This window comes from Collinsella aerofaciens (genome assembly GCF_039836695.1).
GTDB classification, from domain to species: domain Bacteria; phylum Actinomycetota; class Coriobacteriia; order Coriobacteriales; family Coriobacteriaceae; genus Collinsella; species Collinsella aerofaciens_BD.
This window is the reverse complement of record NZ_JBDPAC010000020.1, coordinates 1-23,284: the sequence shown is the minus strand read 5'-3', so window position 1 is coordinate 23,284 and position 23,284 is coordinate 1. Positions and strand designations below refer to the sequence as shown.

Below are 23,284 nucleotides of genomic sequence, written 5' to 3'. Positions count from 1 at the left end.
TTCGAAATCGCAACGGAGGTGCGCCCGGCAAGGGAACCGGGCGCACGGGAGGGAAAGCGAGGCTACTCGCCGAGCTTGGGATGCAGCAGCGACGGCGCAGCGCCGAGCAGCATCTTGGTGTAGGGGTCCTGGGGGTGCTGGAAGACCTGCTTGGCCTCGCCCTGCTCGACGATCCTGCCACCATTCATAACGATGATGTCGTCAGAGATATAGCGGACCGTCTGGATGTCATGGCTGATGAACACCATGGCCAGGCCGAGCTCCTTCTTAAGGTCGGTCAACAGGTTCAGAATCTGTGCGCGGACCGAAACGTCCAGAGCCGAGGTGGGCTCGTCGGCGATGATGGCATCGGGGTTCAGCGACAGGGCACGGGCAATTGCGACGCGCTGACGCTGGCCGCCCGAAAGCTGACCGGGAAGAACCTCGGCGGCGGAGCTGGGCAGACCGGTGAGCTCCAGGAGCTCCTTGACGCGCTTCTCCTGCTCGGCCTCGGTACCCAGGTTGTGGACGCGCATGGGGTCGAGCAGCTGCTCGCGAACGACCATGCGGGGATTGAGCGCCGTGGCCGGGTTCTGGAACACGACCGAGATGACGCGACCCATGTGGCGACGGTCCTCGGCGGTACGTTTGGTAACGTCCTTGCCCTTAAAGTAGACCTTGCCGCTCGTGGGGGCCTGCAGGCCGCACATGACGTTGGCGGTGGTGGACTTACCGCAACCGGACTCGCCGACGATGCCGATCGTCTGACCGGGCATGAGCTTAATCGTTACACCCTGGACGGCGTGAACCAGGTTGGGGTGCAGAATCGAGCCGGTACGGGTCCTAAAGGTGACGTGGACGTCATCAAGGAAGATGATCGGCTCGACGCCGTTGACTGCGGTCTCGCTCATCTACATCACCTCCGCGTGAGGGGTCAAACCATTTGCCTTGAGCACCTCGTCGGGGAGCTCGGAATAGAAGTGCTCGGTGCCGGGCACGCGCTTGAAGACCGGACGGGTGTCCAGGCCAATACGCGGATGGCTCGAGCGGGGTGCGAAGCGATCGCCCTTGGGGAAATCGCGCGGGCTGGGAACGGCGCCGGGGACCTGGTGCAGACGGCCCGAGCCGCTCTCGATGGACAGAACGGAGCCCAGAAGACCGCGGGTGTACTCGTGGATCGGGTTGGTGAGCAGCTCCTTGGTGGGTGCCTGCTCGATAACCTGACCGGCGTACATAACCGTGATGTTGTGGGCGACCTCGGCGACCAGAGCCAGGTCATGCGAAACGAAGATCATGGCAAAGCCGAGCTTGGCCTGAAGATCGTTGAGCAGCTTGATGACCTGCTTCTGGACGGTAACGTCCAGAGCGGTCGTGGGCTCGTCGCAGATGACCAGCTTGGGATCGCGGGTAAGGGCCATAGCGATCAGGACACGCTGACGCTGGCCGCCGGAAAGCTCGTGCGGATAGCTCTCGAGCGTGCGCTTGGGATCGAGGCCGACGAGCTCCAGGAGCTCCTCGGCGCTGCGGGTTCCGCCGCGCTTGGTGAGCTGCTTCATCTGGGCAGAGATGAGCATGGAGGGGTTGAGCGAGGACAGGGCGTCCTGATAGACCATAGCGATATCGGTACCGCGCAGGCCGAACCACTCCTTCTTGCTCATCTTGAGCAGGTCACGGCCCTCCCAAAGAACCTCGCCGGAAAGGTGCTCGTCCTCGTCGGTCAGGCCCATGATGGCCAGCGTGGTGATGGACTTACCGCAACCGGACTCGCCCACCAGGCCCATGGTCTGACCAGGACGAACGTCAAAGTTGACATGGTCGACGACATTGATATCACCGTGATGCTCAAACTGGATGCAGAAGTCACGGACCGAGAGAATCGGCTCAACGGACTCGTCGGGCACGTGGCGATCGTCACGCTTGAGCTCGACATCGCGCAGGGCGCCAAGGCGAGCGGAGAGGGACTGGGCCTGCTCCTTGTAGGCGCGAACGGGGTCGGAGACCAGCAGGTCGGCCTCGCGACGCTTGGAGGAATCGGTAGGATCCAGGGCGGCGGAGGGAGCAGCGGCCATGGCGTCGGTAATGCCCTCGGAAAGGATGTTGAGCGCCAGGCAGGTGATCATGATGGCCAGGCCCGGGAACAGCGCCTGCCACCAACGGCCGGCGAGCACGCCGCCGCGGGCGTCGGCGAGGATGTTGCCCCAGGTAGCGGTGGGCTCCTGGATACCAGCGCCGATGAAGGTCAGCGAGGCCTCGAAGATGATGGCGTCGGCGACCAGGGTAACGGTGAAGACCATGATCGGGGCGATGCAGTTACGCAGAACATGCTTGATCAAAATCCACGGAGCCTTGGCGCCGGAAACGATGACCGCGCGGACATAGTCCTCGCCGTACTCGGATACGATGTTGGCGCGCACGATACGGGCAATCTGCGGAGTGTACATAAAGCCGATGGCGAAGATGATCGACGGCACGGAGTTGCCCAGGATGGAGACAAAGACGGCCGCGAGGGCGATGCCCGGGATGGACATGATGATGTCCAGGATACGCATGATCGTCTCGGAGACGGCCTTGCGCGAAACCGCTGCAAGGGCACCCACGACCGAGCCGCAGACCAGAGCCATGGCAGTGGCGCCGAAGCCGATAATCAGCGAGTAACGACCACCGTAGAGCATACGCGACAGGATGTCGCGACCCTTATCGTCGGTACCGAAGATAAATCCGTTGCCGGGAGCCTGGCGAGCCGTAAAGATCTCGACCGGACTATAGGGGGCAAGAAGGGGCGCCAGGATCGCAGTCAGGGCGACCAGCACCAGCACGACGGCGGCAATCTTAGAAGACAGCGTCATCTTCTTCCAGCCACCGAGCTTGAGCCCCTTGGAGGCAGCCTTCTCGAGCTGCTCGGTTTGCTTCTCTCGAATCTTTACCATAATCTACACCGTCCTGATGCGCGGGTTGATGAGCAGGTAGAGCATGTCAACCACGATGTTGATGATGATGAAGGCAAGAGCAACGACGATAACGACGCCCTGAACCAGGTTCGCCTCGTTGCCCTGAACGCCCTGCAGAATCGCGGTGCCCATGCCGGGGAGGTTGAAGATAACCTCGATGACGACAGCGCCGCCCATGAGGTAACCGATCTTAAGACCGAGGGTGGTGACCGGGGTGATCAGCGCATTGCGAAGAACGTTGATGCCGACGACGACCTTCTCGGGAACGCCGGCGCCGCGAGCCATACGGACATAATCCTTGTCGAGCTCCTCGACCATGGCGGTACGCACGATACGAGTCATCTGGCCCGTCAGCGGAAATGCCAAGGCGATGGCGGGCATGATCATACGTCCCAGATAGCCAACCGGATTCGTGGTGAAGTGAGGCAGAGCACCCGATGCCGGGAGCACCTTAAGGTAGGAAGAGAACAGCAGAATCAACAGAACGGCAAGCCAGAACGACGGGGTTGCCAAGCCGGCGATGGAAAAGACGCGGATCACTTGGTCCGGCCATTTGTCGCGATACAGTGCCGCGATGACGCCGAGCAAAAACGAAACGACCGCACCGATGGCAAGACCGATGAAGGTCAGCTGCATCGTGACGGGCAGGGCCGTGGAGATGCGCTTGGCAACGGAGTTGCGAGCAGCACCATAGGTGCCCATGTCGCCATGGATCAGATCGCCCATATAGCGCACGTAGCGCACGGGCCAGGGGTCGTCCAGACCATACTTCTCATGGTACTCGGCAACCGCCTCGGGCGAGGCACCGTCACCCAACGCCGTGTAGGCGGGGTCGGTCTTGGAGAACGACATAAGGAAGAACACCAGGACGGTGACGCCCAATGCCATGATCGGCAGCGCCACAAGACGCCTTCCAATCAAACGTAGCAAGTTGTTCACGTTCTCTCCCCTTTCTTTTGTCGGTAGGACCAACTGGTATATGAGTACGGATACTCATTACAAGACCCGAGCGACATCGTTGCCGCCCGGGTCTTTGTTTCAACTATGAGGATACGGCCCCAACGACCGACATCCTGCATACAGACTCAAGCGAGTCTTACGCCTTGACGGTCGCAACGCCCCTGAAGGACATGCTCGTCGTGCCGATGCCCTTGAAGCCATCGAGGGCCTCGCCGTTGGGCGCAGTGGACGGATCGTCCCAGGAAGCGGAGACGGTCTTGACGTGGACAACGGGGTACAGAACGGCGTTGTCGGCAATGATGTCGAAGCACTCGTTCCACTTCTTCTGCTGCTCGTCGCCCTCGGCGGCAAGAGCCTCGTCCATGAGACCGTGGAGCTTCTGCCACTCAGCGGACTCCTTCCACGGGCAACGGGTCTGCATCCAGACGTTGTCGCCGTACCACCAGTTGAGCAGCAGGTCGGGATCAGCGCCGAAGCAGGAAGGATCGCCAGGGGCAAGGAGGATATCGTAGGCCTCGCCGCCGTCAATGGCAGCGTAGGTAGCCGGCGAGGTATCGGTCTGGATGGTCACATCGAAGCCGAGAGCGTCGAGGTCGTTCTTGACCTGGGCGGCCATGCCCTTAATCTGCTCGTTGTCGGTGGTGCGCAGGGTGATGGCACCCGGGGTGATGCCAGACTCCTCGATGAGCTTCTTAGCCTTCTTGGCGTCGGTCTTGTACACCGTGGAAGCCTCATGATAGTTGGTGAAGCTCTTGGGCAGGTAGCAGCTGGCAGCGGTGGCAAGGCCGGCGAAGGTATTGCTGACCATCTTCTCGGTGTCGAGCGCATACATGACGGCCTGACGGACCTTGACGTTGTTCCAAGGCTCCTTGGCGACGTTGAACATGATGAAGCGGGTGCCGAAACCCTGAACGTTATCGATCTTGCAGCCGGCGCTCTCGAGCTGGTCGACGGCGTCAGCGGTAACGAGCTCCATAACGAGCGTGGAGCCCTCCTGCTGAGCGGTAACGCGAGCGGTGGGGTCGGTCAGGATGCTGTACTGGATCTTCTTATCCTCGGCAGCATACTCACCGTTGTACTCGGGGTTGGGAACCAGAGTGATCTCGGTATCGGAGATAGAGTCGTACATCCAGGGGCCGGAACCGATCGGCTGCTTGGCGCGATCCTCCTCGGTCTGGGTGGCCGGGGTAACGCGGACGATGGCCAGACGATCCTTGAGCAGGGAGAAGTTGGGGACCTTGGTCTTGACCGTCACGGTGCTGGCGTCCTTGGCCTCGATGGACTCGAAGGGCTGGAAGAACGGAGCATAGGTAGCGGAAGCGGCGCAAGCGGTGTAGGAGGCAACGACATCGTCAGCGGTGACCTCGGTGCCATCGGAGAACTTGGCGCCCTTGCGGATGGTGACCTCGAAAGTGGTGTCGTCCACGGACTTGGGATCGTCGGTGGCGAGCTCGTTGAAGGTGCTGTAGTCGTGGTAATCGATGCCGTAGAGACCCTCGACGACGTGCCAGTTAGCACCCAGGCCCACAGCGGAGCCGGTGCTGGCGGGATCGAAGCTGGACGGAGCGTAAGCGGAACCAGCGGTGATCACGCCGCCGCCACGGTTGGCGGAATCGGTGGAACCGGAAGCGGAACCCTCGTCGCTAGAGCTGCCACCGCAGCCGGTGAGACCAAGCCCTGCGACAGCAGCGACGCTGCCGGTGAGGCCGAGGAACGAACGCCTGGACATACCCTTGTTGATGATGGCCATGTCTTCTCCTATCAATAGAGAATCTTACCCGGGAGCACCTAGACGTGCCCCCGCGCAACTTGCGGACGATATATACCTTACCTACCGACGAACCCAACTGAGGTGCCGCGCTCGGCGACCGATACATACATACGCTTGAACGGTATTTACTACCGTTCACCGAATTCATTGACAAATGATTCGCCAGACAGTATGTATCGACGAGGTGAGATATCAGTCTTCGTCAACCCGCAGGATAGCAGGGTTGTTCACCATGACTAGTCAAACGTTTTAGCGTTAATAAAACCCGAAACCAGCATGCAATCATGGCGAAATAAATGGTTGAAAATCACGCAATCATGTATATCAGTAGCTTAGGCTCGTGTTTAGCTATCGGAATGGCCAGCCGCCGCCTCGGCGCGCTCGGCATTCCATGCAACGAGTGCCTCGTGGACCGCCTTGGCAACATCGGCAGGTATGCCGCGAACTTCCGCGATCTCTTGCTCGCTCGCCGCGCGCAAACGCTTCATCGAGCCAAAATGGCGCATAAGGGCACGTTTTCTGGTGGGTCCCACGCCTGGAACGTCATCGAGTACCGAAACCGTCATGGCTTTATCGCGCAATTCGCGATGGAACGTGATGGCAAAACGGTGCGATTCATCGCGCACCTGTTTAATTAGATAGAGCGACGCGGACCCGGTTGGAAGCACGACGGGAGTCTCGTCCCAAGGCACGAAAACCTCCTCATCGGCCTTTGCCAAGCCACAAACTGGTATATCGAGCCCAAGAGCTTCAAGTTGCCTGATCGCAGCGGTCAATTGCGGCTTACCGCCATCGACAACGAGCAAATCGGGGCGCGATCCAAAGCGCTCGTCGGCCATGCGCTCGGGAGCATAGCGTCGTCCCAAAACCTCGGACATCGACACGAAGTCGTTTGCCTCGTCCAATTCGGCCTGAATTTTAAAACGACGGTACTGGCTCTTGTCGGCGCGTCCGTTGGTAAACACCACCATCGAGGCGACGGTAAAGGTTCCGTGCAGCGTCGAGATATCGAAGCACTCGATACGCATCGGCGGCGCCGGCAGCGCCAGCGCGCTTTCGAGCTCTAGGAGCGCCTGATTGGTGCGGTCGTCAGCGTACCCCGTTCGCATCATGTAGCGCATGAGGGCATGGCGCGCATTTTTGGATGCCATATCGAGCAAACGGTGCTTTTCGCCACGCTGCGGCCTATGGAGATGGCAGGAACGCTCGCGCTTGCCTGCAAGCCACTCCCCCAGCGCCTCCGCATCCTCAAGCTCGACAGAGAGGTTTATCTCAGCTGGAATATCAGCCGTCTCGTCGTAATAGCGCTTAAGAAAGCCCGACTGGAGCTCTTCCTCGTCAACATCAAGACCCTTGTCGAGAATGAACTCGCAGGTGCGAACTGTTCGGCCCTCACGCACGACAAAGACGCAAGCGGCAGAGATGGTCTCCTCGCGATAGAAACCGATGACATCGATATCGACACTGGAGGGAAAAACGACTTGCTGACGGTCGTCCAGACCCCTAATGACCTCCAAACGACGCTTGACGCGTGCCGCGCGCTCAAAATCGAGTGCCTCGGCGGCATCCGCCATCTCGGAAGTCAGCTCGTCGACGACATCCTTGCGATGGCCCGACAAAAAGCGCTCGACACGCTTGACGTTCTTGGCATAGTCTGCCGGGGAAATCGCGCCGACACACGCACCCGGGCCGCGCCCGACATGGTAGTCGAAGCAGGGACGCCCGTTTTGTGCGCAAATCATATTGACGATGTCTTCCTCGCCCTTGTGGGACTCGATGATACGGCGACAACGACGCCACTCCGCACAGGATGCAGGGCAGATGGGGATAACCTTGCGCAGCGTATCTATCGTCTCACGTGCCGCACGGCTATCGGTATAGGGTCCAAAATAGCGCGTTCCCGGCTTATGACGCTCACGTGTGTATTTGATAGCGGGATACAGGTCGCCCTTTGTAATGGCGATAAAGGGGTAGCTCTTGTCATCCTTGAGGTCGACGTTAAAGTACGGATGGTACTGACCAATCAAATTGCGTTCGAGCACCAACGCCTCGTGCTCGGTCTCCACCACGATATAGTCAAAGCTCGCCACCAGCTGCATCATCAGCGGAATCTTTTGACGCTCATCCTGCAGTGTCACGTATTGACGCATGCGGGCGCGCAGGTTTTTCGCCTTGCCAACGTAGATGACATCGCCCTTGGCATCTTTCCAAAGGTAGCATCCGGGCTGCGTGGGAACGCGCGAAACCTGCTCGGCGAGTGTTGGAATGTTGTCGTGACCGGCCACACGCACCTACTTGCGACGAAGCAGCGCCGAGACCTCGGGCATCTTAAGGACAACGGCAAGGCCAAAGGTAACAGCAAGCGAGACGACACCCGCAACGCAAACGTAGCCAAGAGTAATCAGAATCGAGCCGCCAAGTGCCCCGACAAAGTGTTCAAGCGCCCACATGACGCCGGCGCCTGCGGCAGCACCCAGGCCGCCGAGCAAAAGGCCAAAGAAACCGCCATGCAGGATAGATTTGACCTGAAGGCCACGCAGACGACGACGCAGCCACCACAGTGAACAACCGACCAAGATCACGTAGTCGACGACATACGAAAGCGCGATTGCCGGCATACCGAAGCCCAGCACAACGCCAAACAGCAGAACCGAGCCGGCCTGGCCGATGGCGGAATACAGGCAATAGCGGCTATAGGGCTTCATGTCGAGCAAGGCAGAGAAGCTCTTCTGCATCAACACGACCACGCCGTAGAGCGGCAGCGAGAGCGCCAGGTAGACAAGGTACTCGGACACCAGCGTCACGCCGGATTCATCGAACTTGCCAGCACAGTAGATCATGTTGAGCGGACGTGCGAAGACAATCAGGTACAGCGCGAACGGAATCAGGAAGAACAGCATCTGGGCGACGCCACGCGAAATGCCCGTGCGAACGCTGTCGTAATCCTTCTCCTGTGCATCGTGAGAGAGCTCGGTATAGAGCGCCGTCGAAAGCGAGGCGGCAATCAGCGCGTAGGGCAGCGTGTACCACAGGCGCGCATAGGCGATGACGGAAGGACCAGTCTCGGGCTGGACCACCAGCGCGGCAGCGTTGGTGATAGAAGTCGAGACAAACATGCACACCGTGGCGAGCAGCGTCGGGATACCGAGCGCAATCGTCTGGCGCAGTGCGGGGTCCTTAAAGTCGATATGGATATGGGGATGCACGCCGTGCTTGCCAAGCGCGGGGATCTGACATGCCATCTGAACAAAGACACCGAGGGTCGTACCGGCCGCAATCAAGATGATGCCGGCACGTTCGCCAAACTGTGCGGACACGGGCGCAAAACCCATAAAGCTCGTAATGACGATCACATTGTTGAGGACCGGGGCAAACGTCGACCAGAAGTAGTCGCGGTGTGCGTTGAGAACGCCCGAGAACACCGAGCCCAAACCATAAAACAGAATCTGGATGGCAAAGAAACGGAACATGAACGCAGCGGTATCCATGCTGCCGCCGTCACCCGAAAGGAACGATTGCGTCCAGATAAAGCCCGGGGCGAACACGGTCCCCAGCAACGAAATGCCACCCAGCACCAAAAGCAGAATGCCGAGCAGGTTGCCCACGTACTCGTTCGAGGCCTCGCGACCCTGCTCACGCCTCACGCCCATGTACACGGGCAAAAACGCCGTCACGAGCATGCCACCCATCACGAGTTCGTAGAGCATATTGGGCAGGTTGTTGGCGACCTGATAGGAGGACGAGAGTAGCGACATGCCGATAGCGGCCGCCATTGCCCACGTGCGGATAAAACCGGTGACGCGAGACACGATAGTCAGGATGGTCATAAGCCCGGCGGAACGACCAACCGTGGAGTAGTCCGACGAGCCCATGTCGTCAGTGTCATCTCGCGACGAAGAAGCTTCGGATGAGGGTGTCTGAGGCGCAGATTCTTTTGCAAAATGAGCTCCGCGCTTCAATTCTTCCTGCGGCATCGCTCAGTCCTCTCTCGTAATCGCGGCAACCGTCGCCCCGCAAAATGCAATTAAATCATCGGGTGCAAGCTCGAGCTGATAACCACGCTTGCCTCCCGAAATAAAAATGGTATCCCAAAGGACACACGTCTCATCAATGAGCGTCCGGTAGCGTTTTTTCATACCGACCGGGCTGCAGCCGCCGCGAACGTAGCCAGTCGCCGCAAGCAAATCCTTCACATGCATCATGGCCAAGGACTTCTCCCCCGCGGCACGCGCGGCGGACTTTAGATCGAGCTCGTCGGCAACAGGGATGCAGCACACGACATAGTCGTTGGACGGCGTCACGCAGACCAAAGTCTTAAATCCTTGACCGGGCTCCTCGCCAAGCTGCTCCGAAATCGCGACCCCCAGGCCCACCGACTCATCACCATCGTCTTCGTACGTATGTAGAACATAGGAAATGCCGGCACTTTCCAGCTCGCGCATCGCATTGGTTTTTGGCGTCTTTACAGCCTTTGCCATGACATATCCTTTCCCTCGCATTCGGACGCAAGGATTAAGTATATGTCCAATTCGGCTGCATACGTCACTTCGGCACAGCAAGCGCCATCGAATCACAAGGAGTCGATGGCGCCCATAAACTGAATCGCCTATTTATTGAGCATCAAGTTGAGCCTGACGCTCCCGGTCACGCCTGAGCAACGGCGCCAAAAACTTGCCCGTATAACTCTGCGGACAGTCCGCAACCTGCTCCGGTGTGCCCGAAACCACGACGGTTCCGCCGCCGTTACCGCCCTCGGGACCCATATCGATCAGGCGGTCGGCAACCTTGATGACATCAAGGTTGTGCTCAATCACCAGCACCGTGTTGCCCGCATCGACCAAGCGCTGCAGCACATCGAGCAGCTGGCGGACGTCCTCAAAATGAAGACCGGTCGTCGGCTCGTCCAAAATATAGAACGTCTTGCCCGTCTGGCGTCGATGAAGCTCCTTGGCGAGCTTCACACGCTGCGCCTCGCCGCCCGAGAGCGTCGTGGCGGGCTGGCCCAGGCTCACGTAGCCTAAGCCTACATCGTACAGCGTCTGGAGCTTGCGCTTAATCTGCGGGATATTCCCAAAGAAGGCCAGCGCCTCGGTGACGCTCATGTCGAGCACGTCCGAGATGGTCTTGCCACGGTAGGTGACCTCGAGTGTCTCGCGGTTGTAGCGTTTACCGCCGCAAACTTCGCAGGGAACGTAGATATCGGGAAGGAAGTGCATCTCGATCTTGATCTGCCCGTCGCCCTTGCACGCCTCACAGCGCCCGCCACTCACATTAAAGGAGAAACGACCCGGCGAGTAGCCGCGCGCCTTCGACTCCGGCGTACTCGCAAACAGCGCGCGAAGATCATCCCACAGGCCGATATAGGTAGCAGGGTTGGAACGCGGCGTGCGGCCAATCGGCGACTGGTCGATATCGATAACCTTATCGATGCACTCGATGCCCTCGATTTTCTTATACGGACCCACGGGGCGCGTCGAGCGGTGAATGGCATTCGTAAGGGCAGGCGCAATGGTGTCGGTAACCAGGGAGCTCTTGCCCGATCCCGACACGCCGGTAACAACCGTAAGCGTACCAAACTCGATCTTGGCGGTAACGTTTTTGAGGTTGTTGGCTCGAGCGCCCGTAATTTTAAGGCAGCCGCGACCGGGCTTGCGCCGTTCATCAGGCACCCGGATCATTCGTTTGCCGGTCAGATAAGCGCCCGTCATCGACTCAGGACACGCCATGATATCGGCAGGCGTTCCCGCCGCGACTACGTGCCCGCCGTTGACACCGGCGCCGGGCCCCATGTCGATCACGTAGTCGGCGGCACGGATTGTATCCTCGTCGTGTTCGACGACGATAACGGTATTGCCGATATCGCGCAGGCGCTCGAGCGTCTTGATCAGGCGCTCGTTGTCACGCTGATGAAGACCGATCGAGGGCTCGTCCAGAATATAGAGCACGCCCATGAGACCCGCGCCGATCTGCGTTGCCAAGCGAATACGCTGTGCCTCGCCACCGGAAAGCGTCGCCGAGGCGCGATCGAGTGTCAGATAGTCGAGTCCAACATCGACCAGAAAACGCAGGCGCTCCAGAATTTCCTTGACGATACGGCCGCCGATAAACTGTTGGCGCTCGGTGAGTTCCAGGCCCTCAAAAAACTCGAGCGATTCACGGCACGACAGGCAACAAACTTCGTAAATGGACTTGCCGCCCACGGTGACGGCGAGCATCTCAGGGCGCAAACGAGCGCCGTGGCAACTCGAGCACGGCTCCTCGCGGATGTACTTCTCCAAGCGCGCCTTGGTGTTCTCATTCGTCGTCTCGGTATAGCGCTCGTACAGGATATTGCGCACGCCCGAGAACTTGGTGTCCCACTGGCTGCGGCGTCCATCGAGCTTTTGATAGTCGACCGAAATCTTCTGGTCGCCCATGCCGTCTAAAAACGCGCGACGCACCCGCGGAGGCAGATCCTCCCACGGCGTATCGACGCTCACCTTGAAGTGTTTACAGACCGCAGCGAAAATCTGCGGATAGTAGTTAGAGTTGCCAAACAGGCTGCCAAAGACCCCGTCGGCGATCGACTTCGAGGGGTCTTCGATTAGGGCCTCGGCATCGACCGTCTTCTTAAAGCCCAGGCCATCGCACTCGGGGCACGCGCCATAGGGCGCGTTGAACGAGAAATCACGCGGCTGCAGGTCATCGATGGAGTGTCCATGCTCCGGGCACGCTAACGCCAGCGAATACTCCAGCAACTCGCCTTCGGTCCCCTCGGGAGCGTCGCGGTCGGGCAGCAAGTATACGTTCACATTGCCGTGCGCCAGCGCAGTCGCCTGTTCAACGGACTCGGCAATACGGCCCAGCGAGTTCTCACGGATCACGATGCGATCGACCACGACCTCGATATCGTGCTTGAACTTCTTGTCCAGATCGATCGGATCGTCGAGCGAGCGCACTTCGCCGTCAACGCGCACGCGGCTAAAGCCCTCGGCGCGAAGGTCCTCAAACAGTTTGGTGTACTCGCCTTTTCGCCCGCGCACCACCGGTGCCAGCACAAACGCGCGGCGGCCCTCCCCCGCCGCCAAGACCTTGTCGGCAACCTGATCGGTCGTCTGGCGCTCAATGACGCGGCCACATTCGGGACAGTGCGGGGTGCCCACACGGGCGAACAGCAGGCGCAGATAGTCATAAATCTCGGTTACGGTGCCAACCGTTGAGCGAGGGTTTTTAGACGTCGTCTTTTGGTCGATCGACACCGCCGGCGAAAGGCCGTCGATTGAATCCAAGTCGGGTTTGTCCATCTGGCCCAAGAACTGGCGCGCATAGCTCGAAAGACTCTCGACGTATCGACGCTGGCCCTCGGCATAGATAGTGTCAAATGCAAGCGAACTCTTGCCCGAGCCAGAAAGACCGGTAATGACCACGAGTTGGTCACGCGGAATGGAAACATCGATATCACGGAGGTTGTGCTCACGAGCGCCGCGAATAACGATAGAAGAATCAGACATGGAAGCTCCTTGCCTCCTATTGCATCGAATCATACTGTCGATGAGTTTAGCGCACTCGACGCGCACAGATGTTCGTAATACAAGATTCGCAGACCTTTAGCTTTGCGTATCGGGCGCCTTGTTTCTCGAAATGCCGTGGAAAGGTTACAGTAATCTAATACTGAACTTAATTTGCCGTAACAGAGGAACGTCCATGACCGAAGATATCCCCCTTGAAATCACTTCGAGCGACATGGCCAATCTGCCCATATTCATCGCCGTCCTTATCGTGGCCATCGTCGTGGTGCGCGTATATTTTTCAATCAAACACAATGAAAAGCCGCCCATTGCCCGCGTCTTTTGGTGCGCGACGCTCCTCATCCCGCTCGGCATGGTAGCTGCATGGATTACGAATCAATTGCTCGTAAATGAGGACAATTCCCTATGGGCCCTTTCTTATTCGGCGCTCGGTGCTACCGCCGTCATACTTCTTGTCGAGCCCTTGGTTTCGGGACTTATCGACCAAACCGATCTTGCGACGGGAGCGGTTGCCTGTATTTGCCGTGACATCCTTGTCATCGCCGCTGTTTCAGCGCTCTCGTTCGTTTCACTCGAAATTGCCTGTAACGAAACGTTCTATCGCATTCCCGCCAACTCATTCGGGTTTTCCGTCGGGCTGCTCGCGACGGTTCTACTCTCCCTTTATTTGCTGGGACAGCGTCATGGAGGCGTCATGGTCCTCGTGCCCGTCGTCTGTTGCATCCTTGGCATTGCCGAGCACTTCGTCATTACGTTTAAAGGCGAAGCCATCCTGCCAAGCGATATCTTGGCCCTTGGCACCGCAATGGAGGTGAGCAAGGGATACGAGTTTACCTTTACCGCCGGAATCGTAACCTCTCTAGCCCTGCTGGAGATTTCCCTAGGGCTTCTTTCGCTTATCCGACCGAGAAAGCTCCGTACGCCCACCCATGTCTTCCCCGCAATCGCCGCTAACCTCTGCGCTTTTCTGCTAGTGACCGTTGTGGGGCTCTCGGGCTTTTCCAGCATCGACTTGGAGCAGGCGCTGAATTTTGGATTTGACCGTTGGCAGCCCATCACCACGTATGCATCTCAGGGTTTTATCACTTCGTTCACCGAAATGGTCAACGAGTTGCCCATTGAGAAGCCCGAAGACTATACGCCCGATGAGGCGCAGAGCATCGAGCAGGAGCTCGCCGCCACCTACGACAGCGCGTATGGCTCGAGCGAGCAGCGCGCGGCGGCCGTTGCCCAGTTCAATGAAATCAAGCCGACGATTGTTGCCGTCATGAACGAGAGTTTTAGCGATCTTTCGTGCTTTGAGCAACTCCAGGCGGCCGGGTACACCGGCCCCGCATTCTACAACTCGCTTCCCGACACACTTGTTCGCGGCACCATGCTCGCTTCGGTCGCCGGTGGCGGAACGGCGAACTCCGAATTCGAATTTTTGACCGGAGCGACAACGGCCTTTGTCGGATTAGGCAAAATCCCCTATCAGCTGTATCAGATGAATGGCGTCAACAGCCTGGCAAAGGACCTTAAGGAGCTTGGGTATACCGCTACCGCTATGCACCCGCAAAACCCCGTCAACTACCATCGAGATAAAATCTATCAGCAGCTGGGCTTTGGAGACTTTCTTTCAATCGGCGATTTCGAAGGTGCGCCCTGTTACCATGCCGGCGTATGCGACTACGCCACCTACGACAAGATACTCGACCTGCTTAGAACCGACGAAGCCCCGCAGTTCATCTTTGACGTCACGATGCAAAATCACGGCGGCTACGACTATGGCACCGTTCCCGCCGAGGAGCTGACAAACTATTGGGTCGAGGGAGCCAGCGAGGGCGCCAATAGCGCGCTCAACACCTATCTTACCTGCATCAACGCATCCGACCGGGACCTCGAGTACTTTATCAACGAGCTCCGCAATATCGGCAGACCGGTTGTCCTTGTCTTTTTTGGCGACCATCAGCCGAGCGCCGCAACGACTCTCAACGACGAGCTGTACCCTCAGGAAGATACGGCAAGCCACGCTTTCCGTATCTATCAGTCGACATATTTCGTCTGGGCTAACTATGAAATCGCCGGCAATACCGAGCTCAACGTCTACGACACCGTTGGGGCAAACGAGATTGCAGCCATTACCCTTAATAAGATCGGCGCCCCGCTCACCGACTATCAAAAGGCTCTGCTTGCAACAAGGTCAGATGTGCCCACCATCAATGTCGCCGGCTACCTTGGTGCCGACGGGCTGCGCTACGACTTGGAATCTGAAGACAGCCCATACGCCTCGACGATCGACAAGCTGCAGCGCATGCAATACCTCGAGTTCGCCAGCAAAGTTCAGTAAGCCCGCCCATTCGCTTGGACCCATCGTATTGCAAGCACGCTCGGCCCAAATGCATCGCAAATGACTCCCGCTCGCAAACGAGGGTACAATGACGCTCGTGTCATATCACGGGGTCCCGGCCCCAACATATACAAAGGAGTCATACATGGGTTGCGAGCACGCACAGGCCGCCGGCGGACAAACGTCGCCGTCGCAATTTGAGGAGAACACGCTGTCCGAGGTCAAACGCGTCATCGCCGTGCTTTCCGGCAAGGGCGGTGTCGGCAAGTCGTTTGTCACCGGTGCCATCGCCACCGAGCTTGCCCGTCACGGCCACAAGGTCGGCGTCCTCGATGCCGACATCACCGGTCCCTCTATCCCCAAGATGTTCGGTATGAGCGGACGCCACGTCCATGCCCTTGGCAACCTTATGCTGCCCGAAATCTCCGAGCACGGCGTCAAGGTCATGAGCTCCAACCTGCTGCTCCAAAACGAGACCGACCCCGTCCTTTGGCGCGGTCCGGTCATCGCAGGCGCCATTAGGCAGTTCTGGAGCGAGACCTCGTGGGGCCCCATCGACTACCTGCTGGTCGACATGCCTCCGGGAACAGGCGACGTCGCGCTCACCGTCTTCCAGTCGCTGCCCGTCGACGGCATCGTCATCGTCACGAGCCCGCAGGACCTGGTCTCGATGATCGTCGCCAAGGCGGTCAACATGGCCGAGAAGATGAACGTCCCCATTCTGGGCATTGTCGAGAACATGAGCTATATCGAGTGCCCCGACTGCGGCAAGAAGATCGAGGTCTTTGGCAAGAGCAAGCTCCCCGAGGTCGCAGAGCGCTATAACCTCGACATCTTGGGCACGCTTCCCATTAATCCGGCACTCGCCGAGGCCTGCGATAAGGGCGAGGTTGAGACCGCGCTGCCCGATGGCATGTTGCCCAAAGCAGTCTCTGCCGTCGAGGCTATTACCCCGCACGAGACCGACGAGGCCTAAGTGAACACGAGCGCCTTCTATGACGTCCTGGTAATCGGCGGCGGGGCTTCAGGCCTCGCCGCCGCCATTACGGCCGCACGTGCTGGCAAAAGCGTCTGCATCGTTGAGCGCGATGTCGCCTGCGGCCTTAAGCTCCTTGTGACCGGTAACGGCCGCTGCAACCTCTCCAACGAATCGATTGATCCTCAGCGGTATAACCACCCCACATTCGTCGAATCTGTCATGGGCCCCCAACCCGAACAAAAGCTTATGGGTTTCTTCTCCTCGCTGGGCATCATGACAACCTCCGAGGAAGGCCGACTGTACCCGCGCTCCCTTCGCGCCGAATCGGTGCGCGACGCGCTTCTCAACGTTTGCGACCGCCTAGGTATCACCTTAATCTGCGGAGCCAACGTTGCCTCGGCGCACAAAGCTTCCGAAGGCTGGACACTCCAAATAGACCGTCCAGCGCGGGCACTCAAGGCAAAAAAGCACGACGACCGAAAATCGGAGCTCCGCTCGCTTCGGAAAGCGCTCGCCGATGTCCCTCGCAAGAACGAGGCCCTGCAGGCACATGCCGTAATTATCGCCACGGGTGGTAACCCCACTGGTATCGCCGATACGTTTCGCCTCCCCCTCACTTCGCTGCGCCCCATCCTCTGCCCCGTATCGGCAACGGTCGTCGGCGATCGGGCGGCACTCAAGACGTTGGATGGCCTGCGCGTCCGCGCCCGCTTGACGCTCGCCCGCAATCATAATGAGCTCTGGCACGAAGACGGTGAAGTCCTGTTTCGAACCTTCGGTATCTCGGGCGTCGCTGTCTTCAACCTCTCCCGTCGTATCCAGCACGGCGATACGATCCTGCTCGACGTTTTCCCCGACCTCTCCAAAGACGAGCTGCTCGATATGCTCAACCGGCGCGTTGAGCTGCTCGGCGGCTTTTCGCCCCGCGATCCCCGTTGGCTCGACGGCATGCTCGCCCCGCAACTCTCCCGCGTCGTCTGCACAGCGTTCGAGCAGTGCCATCCAGGCTCCAACGATGTCATCCACCTGGTCTCGATCCTCAAGCACTTTAAGTTGCTCGTCGAGGGAACAGCCGAGGAGCGCTCGGCGCAGGTCACGCGTGGTGGCGTATCTGTCGAGAGCATCTCAACACCCAGTCTACGCGCGAGCAGCGCTGTCGACGCCCCGCTTTACGTCTGCGGCGAAGCGCTCGACATCGACGCCGATTGTGGAGGCTTTAACCTTGCGTGGGCCTGGCTCTCGGGCATTCGCGCTGCAAGCAGCCTGTAGCCGCGCAGTCTATAATCAAAAACGCATTCGGGCCGTCTGGGATACCGGACGGCCTCTTTCTTGCCTCTAAGGAGACCTCGATGATCGAAATCACCCAAGTCAACGCTTCGCTCGATGAAGCCGGCGATGAAAATGCCTGCCTCATTGTTGGCAAGCGAGTCGCCAAGCGCGTCCTACGTTGCAAGGACTCCGAGATCAAGTCCATCGAGCTCCACCGCAAGTCAATCGACGCTCGCAAAAAACGAGACGTCCATTTTATCCTGAGCTTTCGTGTTGAGCTGACCAGTCCCCACCTCGAGCGAGAAGCGGTCGACAGCGTTTCCGAACGTGACCGCTCGCGCGTACGCGCGATAGAAGACGATGGGTCTTCATTCCCCTCCCCCGTCTCCGACGCATCCAAAGAGCGCCCCGTCGTTGTCGGCGCCGGATGCGCTGGCCTTTTCGCTGCGCTCACCCTTGCCGAAGCGGGTCTTAAGCCCTTGCTCATCGAGCGCGGCGACCCAGCATTTCGCCGCTCGCATGCGATCGATCTCTTTCTAAAGGAGCGCATCCTCGACCCCGAGAGCAATATCCAGTTTGGCCTGGGCGGCGCGGGGACCTTCTCGGACGGCAAGCTCAATACGGGAACCAAAAATCCCGCCCATCGCCTTATCCTCGAAACCTTCGTCGAGGCGGGCGCGCCCCGCGATATTCTGTGGGATGCCAAGCCGCACATTGGCTCCGACATCCTTCCCACGGTTGTCACCGCTATATCCCAGCGCATCGAGCAGCTCGGAGGTGTCGTCCGTTATCGAACAAAGCTCGTCGACATTCACATCGACGCGTCTGGCGCCATTACCGGTATTGATGTCCAATCGTCCCAAGACGCCGCTTGCGAGCCAATCGAGACAAAGCACCTCATCCTCGCCTGCGGGCATTCTGCTCGCGATATTTTTGAGCTCCTTAAGGACCACAACGTGGCCCTCGCACAAAAGACCTTTGCCATGGGCGTTCGCATCGAGCATCCGCAGCGCGACATCGACCGAGCCCAATATGGAGCCTCGGCGGGACATCCAGCGCTCGGGGCGGCCCCTTACAAACTTGTTGCCCATCTTCCCAACGGCCGCAGCGTGTTCTCGTTTTGCATGTGCCCCGGCGGACAGGTTGTCGCCGCCTCTTCCGAGCAGGGCCACCTGTGCGTCAACGGCGCCAGCCTCAATGCCCGCGACGGACGCAACGCAAATGCCGCCTTGCTCGTTAACGTCACGCCTGAGGACCTTCCCAACGATGACCCGCTCGCCGGCATCGAGCTCCAGCGTGCCTGCGAGGCGGCCGCCTATCGCCTGGGCGGTTCCAACTGGAACGCACCAGCACAACTCGTCGGAGATTTCCTCGCAGGACGCGTCAGCAAGGCGCCCGGAAAGGTAAAGCCCACCTATCCGCTCGGTGTGACCTGGACGACAATTGACGAAGCCCTGCCGCAGCATATCGTCGAGTCGCTCCGCCTGGGACTTCCCCTACTCGGAAAAAAGCTACGAGGCTACGACCGCCCCGATGCCGTTCTTACCGGCGTGGAGACTCGTTCAAGCTCACCGGTCACTGTCACCCGAGACCGAACGTGCCATGCCGTGTCGACCCCGGGCCTCTACCCTTGTGGTGAGGGAGCTGGATATGCCGGCGGCATCATGAGCGCGGCCACCGACGGCATCCGTTGTGCCGAAGCCCTGATCGCAGACCTCTAACGCACGAATTCCAGCGCGCAAAAGACACAGGCCCCAAGCTCCACAGGGAACTCGGGGCCTGTTCGCTATTTCTTAAACCGTGCACCCTGGCGTTTTCTGCCCGATGCGAACGTGGAACCCTTGCGGGCCTGCGAACGTAAGCGCTCGATCGTCTCGTCCTCAGACGCACCCTCGAGCATCGCCCGAATCTGAACGACGGCATCGCGCAGGCGCGCCGCCTCCTCAAAGTCCATGGCGGCAGAAGCGTTGCGCATATCCTCTTCCATGGTTTCGACGATCCGCACAAGTTCATCATGTGGCAGTTCCTCGAGCTGCCCGGCAAGCGTCTGCTCGGACGACACCGTCTCCGGCGCAGCGCCCTCGCCGTTTTCATCGGGCGTATAGAATGCGCCGTGGCCCAACGAATCGCCCTTCGAACGCCCCTTGGAGCCAACGGTTTTCTCCGCCTCGGCAATGAAGCTCGAGATGTCATTGATGGCCTTGCGAACCGTCTTGGGCACAATGCCGTGCTCTTCGTTATAGGCCATCTGGATCTCGCGTCGGCGCTGCGTCTCGTCGATTGCCTCTCTCATCGAATCGGTCACGACGTCCGCGTACATAATGACTTCGCCGTCGGCATTACGGGCCGCACGACCAATCGTCTGAATCAGCGAACGGCGGTTGCGCAAGAAGCCTTCCTTATCGGCATCGAGAATTGCCACCAGTGAGACCTCGGGAAGATCCAAGCCCTCGCGAAGCAGGTTGATGCCAACGAGAACATCGATCTTGCCCTCGCGCAGCGTTCGCAGGATCTCGACACGGTCCATTGTCGCCGTATCAGAATGCATGTAATTGACCTTAATGCCCGCATCAAGCAGATGGTCGGTCAGGTCCTCGGCCATGCGCTTGGTCAACGTGGTCACCAGCACGCGCTCCTTGCGGGCAACGCGCTCGCGAATCTCGTCCTCAAGATCGTCAATCTGACCGCGAACCGGACGCACATCGATCTTGGGATCGAGCAGACCGGTCGGACGAATAATCTGCTCAACGTCGTTCTGGCTAACCCGCAGCTCGTAATCGCCCGGCGTGGCCGAAACATAGATAAACTGGGGTATCCTTGCCTCAAACTCATCGAAACGAAGCGGGCGGTTATCGAGCGCCGAGGGCAGGCGAAAACCGTGTTCCACCAGCGTCACCTTACGCGAGCGGTCACCTTCGTGCATGCCGCGAATCTGCGGCACCGTCACATGGCTCTCATCGATGATGCAGAGCATGTCCTTAGGAAAGTAATCGATCAGGGTAAACGGCGGCTCACCCGGCTTGCGACCGTCCAGATGACGCGAGTAGTTCTCGATGCCGTTGCAAAAGCCCATCGTCTCGAGCATCTCAAGATCATAATCGGTGCGCTGCTGCAGACGCTGCGCCTCGAGCAACTTGTCGGTCGCCTTGAGCTCCGCCACGCGCTTCTCGCACTCTTCGCTGATCGATTTCAGAGCCGCCTTGACCTTCGGCTTCTCGGTCACGTAGTGCGATGCCGGCCATACGGGGATGGCCTCGTACTCACGCAGCATTTCACCGGTGACCTCATCGATCTCGGCAATCAGCTCAACCTCGTCGCCAAAGAACTCAAACCGCAACGGATGCTCGGCATAAGGCGGATACACGTCGACAACATCGCCGCGCACGCGGAAAGTGCCGCGTGCAAGGTCATAGTCATTGCGATCATATTGAATATCGATAAGTGCATGGATAAAGTCATCACGCTCGAGCGGCACCTTCTTGTCGACGTTTGGAGCCAGACCCGCATAGTCCTCGGGAGAACCAATGCCATAGATACACGAGACCGATGCGACAACGATCACATCGCGTCGAGAGAGCAGTGACGCGGTCGCCTGATGGCGCAGCATCTCGACCTCTTCGTTAATCGAGGAGTCTTTCTCGATATATGTATCGCTTTGCGGCACATACGCCTCGGGCTGATAGTAGTCGTAATACGAGACGAAGTAGACCACAGCGTTATTGGGAAAGAACTCTTTGAGCTCGCTCGCAAGCTGAGCGGCGAGCGTTTTATTCGGAGCCATGACCAGCGTCGGCTTTCCCAGGGCCTCAATAGTCTTTGCCATCGTAAAGGTCTTGCCCGAACCAGTCACGCCCAGCAAAACCTGATAGCGGTCTCCGTCCCTCACGCCCTGCACAAGCGACTCAATGGCCTTAGGCTGGGAACCGGCAGGCTCATAGGGAGACACGACCTTAAACGGCACGTCAGAGCCTTCAACGCCAAAGCGCTTAAGTTCACCACCAACGCGTTCTACTTCAAATTCCGCCATGGATACTCCTAACTCATATATCTGCAGTATACGCAGGCGGCAGGCATAGTCCTATACGAACCGATCGGGATAGAGGGTCTTGTAGCGAGCCCAGGCATTATTGACACGAATCAGATACGCCTGCGTCTCGGGAAAGGTGATTGCATTATGAAGCGACGTACTCTGCTGCGCCCATCCGTCCACATTGCCCATGCCGGCGTTATAGGCGGCAATGGCACTGTCAGTCGACCCGTTAAAATACGCTAGAAGATACGAGAGATACGCACAGCCAAACTCGATATTCGTAGCCGGATCGTTAAGGTTGTCGGCCGAATACTCGCCACCGTCGACAAGGCCCTTGGCGATCATATCCTGGGCAGTCTCGGGCATCAGCTGCATCAATCCCTGAGCATCCTGATTCGACTCGGCCTCGGGATCCCAATTCGATTCAGACTTAATGACAGCGCACACCAGATACGGATCCAGATTATGCGAAATACTGGATTGCTTTACATACGCCTCGTAGTCAATCGGATACAGCGGCTTAAAGAAAGCGGCAGGAGCATACGAGTAAACGAATGAGATAAGGCCGAAGGCAAAAACGGCAGCTAGCGGTATAAGGCGATACCACGTAAGGAAACGTGTCTTAGGCATCAGCCTCCTCCTTATCCACTACATCCCCGAACCCATGGCATGCAAGCCATGAGTCAAGCTGCTCAAAGAGCGAATTATCGCCTGAGGCATTATCAATCACCGTTGTAGCGAGATTGCACAGCGCAGACTCATCGGGCTGACAAGCAGAACGGGCATCGAAATCAGATGGCTCCATGCCACGTTGAATAGCGCGCTCGCGACGAACTGACAAAGGGGCGCTAATGACCAGAATTTCATCAGCCAAGCCAAATGCATCCTCAAAACCAGTCGGAGCAGAAACCTCGACCACCGCAAAGGGGTAACGGGGAGATGAAACCGTACAACAAACCGGATCGAGAATCCTAAGCGAAAGCTGTTCAATCAGAACGGGATGCACGATGCCATTGAGTCGTGCGACCGAATCAGGAGAAGCGAAAGCTCGAGAAGCGAGGATGCTGCGGCGAATGCCGCCCTCCTCATCCAAAATGTCCCAACCGAATTCATCCGCGAGAGTATTGACGATATCAGAGCCCGGCACATACAGAGATTTTGCAAGCTCATCCAGATCGATAAGCATAGCGCCACGAGATTCGAAATAGCGGCAGGCAGTCGACTTACCCGAAGCAATATTGCCCAAGACAAATACGGTAAACATCAAGCCCTCCCTAACGCCAATGCGAGTACTTATCGCTCAAATACACTAGAAGGACTCAAAATACAGCCAAACAGTAAGAGCGCATACGGGGAAGCTAAATCCCGAAGTACAACGTGTATATACGCAAAAAGGGGAAGGCCGCGAGGCCTCCCCCTTCTCCATCTCGGATGACGGCTCGGTGCCGTCCACCGGTCAGCGGCGCCCTGGCCTCCCACGGGCTGACCCCGCAGTACTCTCGGCGCGATGG

15 protein-coding genes are annotated in these 23,284 nt (G+C 58.6%); 4 read left to right on the top strand and 11 right to left on the bottom strand.

All coding sequences use genetic code 11. The annotated features are described in order from the left end of the window. Positions 1–62: 62 nt before the first annotated feature. The 8 genes from ABG996_RS08795 to uvrA form a co-directional block, all read right to left on the bottom strand. Positions 63–890, bottom strand: a complete 828-nt coding sequence (locus ABG996_RS08795) for an ABC transporter ATP-binding protein (protein WP_117848735.1) — start codon at positions 888–890, stop codon at positions 63–65. Next, positions 891–2,906 carry a dipeptide/oligopeptide/nickel ABC transporter permease/ATP-binding protein gene (locus ABG996_RS08790; RefSeq protein WP_099431432.1) on the bottom strand — a complete coding sequence of 672 codons (2,016 nt, stop codon included), beginning with the start codon at positions 2,904–2,906 and terminating at the stop codon, positions 891–893. It lies immediately after the preceding gene. Between the two features lie 3 nt (positions 2,907–2,909). Beyond that, positions 2,910–3,866: an ABC transporter permease gene (locus ABG996_RS08785; RefSeq protein ID WP_035138896.1), complete on the bottom strand. Its 957-nt coding sequence runs from the start codon at positions 3,864–3,866 to the stop codon at positions 2,910–2,912. Positions 3,867–4,023: 157 nt separating this feature from the next. Further along, positions 4,024–5,637 (bottom strand): ABC transporter substrate-binding protein, encoded by a 1,614-nt coding sequence (locus ABG996_RS08780; RefSeq protein WP_035138897.1) that lies wholly within the window; start codon positions 5,635–5,637, stop codon positions 4,024–4,026. 365 nt (positions 5,638–6,002) lie between these two features. Further along, a complete protein-coding gene (uvrC, locus tag ABG996_RS08775) occupies positions 6,003–7,943 on the bottom strand; it encodes an excinuclease ABC subunit UvrC (protein ID WP_347478620.1) in 1,941 nt (646 codons plus the stop codon). Between the two features lie 6 nt (positions 7,944–7,949). Beyond that, positions 7,950–9,530 (bottom strand): murein biosynthesis integral membrane protein MurJ, encoded by a 1,581-nt coding sequence (murJ, locus tag ABG996_RS08770; protein WP_347478622.1) that lies wholly within the window; start codon positions 9,528–9,530, stop codon positions 7,950–7,952. A 105-nt stretch (positions 9,531–9,635) separates the two neighbouring features. Further along, the gene (gene ybaK / locus ABG996_RS08765) at positions 9,636–10,136 is read right to left on the bottom strand and encodes a Cys-tRNA(Pro) deacylase (RefSeq protein ID WP_006236166.1); all 501 of its coding nucleotides are present in this window, start codon (positions 10,134–10,136) and stop codon (positions 9,636–9,638) included. Positions 10,137–10,268: 132 nt separating this feature from the next. Continuing rightward, complete coding sequence (uvrA, locus tag ABG996_RS08760) at positions 10,269–13,148, bottom strand: excinuclease ABC subunit UvrA (protein WP_195246824.1); 2,880 nt, start codon at positions 13,146–13,148, stop codon at positions 10,269–10,271. A 193-nt stretch (positions 13,149–13,341) separates the two neighbouring features. Between uvrA and ABG996_RS08755 the strand changes: the two genes are divergently transcribed. The 4 genes from ABG996_RS08755 (at position 13,342) to ABG996_RS08740 (ending at position 19,464) form a co-directional block, all read left to right on the top strand. Continuing rightward, positions 13,342–15,495 carry an LTA synthase family protein gene (locus ABG996_RS08755; protein ID WP_347478624.1) on the top strand — a complete coding sequence of 718 codons (2,154 nt, stop codon included), beginning with the start codon at positions 13,342–13,344 and terminating at the stop codon, positions 15,493–15,495. A gap of 145 nt (positions 15,496–15,640) precedes the next feature. Continuing rightward, positions 15,641–16,471 carry an Mrp/NBP35 family ATP-binding protein gene (locus ABG996_RS08750; RefSeq protein ID WP_006236172.1) on the top strand — a complete coding sequence of 277 codons (831 nt, stop codon included), beginning with the start codon at positions 15,641–15,643 and terminating at the stop codon, positions 16,469–16,471. After that, complete coding sequence (locus ABG996_RS08745; protein ID WP_347478626.1) at positions 16,472–17,743, top strand: NAD(P)/FAD-dependent oxidoreductase; 1,272 nt, start codon at positions 16,472–16,474, stop codon at positions 17,741–17,743. An 80-nt stretch (positions 17,744–17,823) separates the two neighbouring features. Beyond that, a complete protein-coding gene (locus ABG996_RS08740) occupies positions 17,824–19,464 on the top strand; it encodes an NAD(P)/FAD-dependent oxidoreductase (protein WP_347478628.1) in 1,641 nt (546 codons plus the stop codon). A 65-nt stretch (positions 19,465–19,529) separates the two neighbouring features. Here ABG996_RS08740 and uvrB read toward each other — a convergent pair whose 3' ends face one another. The 3 genes from uvrB to coaE are packed head-to-tail and all read right to left on the bottom strand — an operon-like array spanning position 19,530 to position 23,037. Continuing rightward, the gene (uvrB, locus tag ABG996_RS08735) at positions 19,530–21,770 is read right to left on the bottom strand and encodes an excinuclease ABC subunit UvrB (RefSeq protein WP_347478629.1); all 2,241 of its coding nucleotides are present in this window, start codon (positions 21,768–21,770) and stop codon (positions 19,530–19,532) included. Between the two features lie 51 nt (positions 21,771–21,821). Then, positions 21,822–22,403 carry a lytic transglycosylase domain-containing protein gene (locus ABG996_RS08730; protein WP_347478630.1) on the bottom strand — a complete coding sequence of 194 codons (582 nt, stop codon included), beginning with the start codon at positions 22,401–22,403 and terminating at the stop codon, positions 21,822–21,824. Continuing rightward, positions 22,396–23,037 (bottom strand): dephospho-CoA kinase, encoded by a 642-nt coding sequence (coaE, locus tag ABG996_RS08725; protein ID WP_347478631.1) that lies wholly within the window; start codon positions 23,035–23,037, stop codon positions 22,396–22,398. The genes ABG996_RS08730 and coaE overlap by 8 nt, the downstream gene beginning before the upstream one ends. Positions 23,038–23,284: the final 247 nt, after the last annotated feature.

Excerpts from the sequence above, each read along its gene's own strand:
- uvrB (WP_347478629.1), bottom strand. The coding sequence starts at position 21,770 with ATGGCGGAATTTGAAGTAGAACGCGTTGGTGGTGAACTTAAGCGCTTT.
- ABG996_RS08780 (WP_035138897.1), bottom strand. The coding sequence starts at position 5,637 with ATGGCCATCATCAACAAGGGTATGTCCAGGCGTTCGTTCCTCGGCCTC.
- ABG996_RS08750 (WP_006236172.1), top strand. The coding sequence starts at position 15,641 with ATGGGTTGCGAGCACGCACAGGCCGCCGGCGGACAAACGTCGCCGTCG.
- uvrA (WP_195246824.1), bottom strand. The coding sequence starts at position 13,148 with ATGTCTGATTCTTCTATCGTTATTCGCGGCGCTCGTGAGCACAACCTC.
- ybaK (WP_006236166.1), bottom strand. The coding sequence starts at position 10,136 with ATGGCAAAGGCTGTAAAGACGCCAAAAACCAATGCGATGCGCGAGCTG.
- ABG996_RS08740 (WP_347478628.1), top strand. The coding sequence starts at position 17,824 with ATGATCGAAATCACCCAAGTCAACGCTTCGCTCGATGAAGCCGGCGAT.
- ABG996_RS08795 (WP_117848735.1), bottom strand. The coding sequence starts at position 890 with ATGAGCGAGACCGCAGTCAACGGCGTCGAGCCGATCATCTTCCTTGAT.
- coaE (WP_347478631.1), bottom strand. The coding sequence starts at position 23,037 with ATGTTTACCGTATTTGTCTTGGGCAATATTGCTTCGGGTAAGTCGACT.
- ABG996_RS08790 (WP_099431432.1), bottom strand. The coding sequence starts at position 2,906 with ATGGTAAAGATTCGAGAGAAGCAAACCGAGCAGCTCGAGAAGGCTGCC.
- murJ (WP_347478622.1), bottom strand. The coding sequence starts at position 9,530 with ATGGGCTCGTCGGACTACTCCACGGTTGGTCGTTCCGCCGGGCTTATG.
- ABG996_RS08730 (WP_347478630.1), bottom strand. The coding sequence starts at position 22,403 with ATGCCTAAGACACGTTTCCTTACGTGGTATCGCCTTATACCGCTAGCT.
- ABG996_RS08755 (WP_347478624.1), top strand. The coding sequence starts at position 13,342 with ATGACCGAAGATATCCCCCTTGAAATCACTTCGAGCGACATGGCCAAT.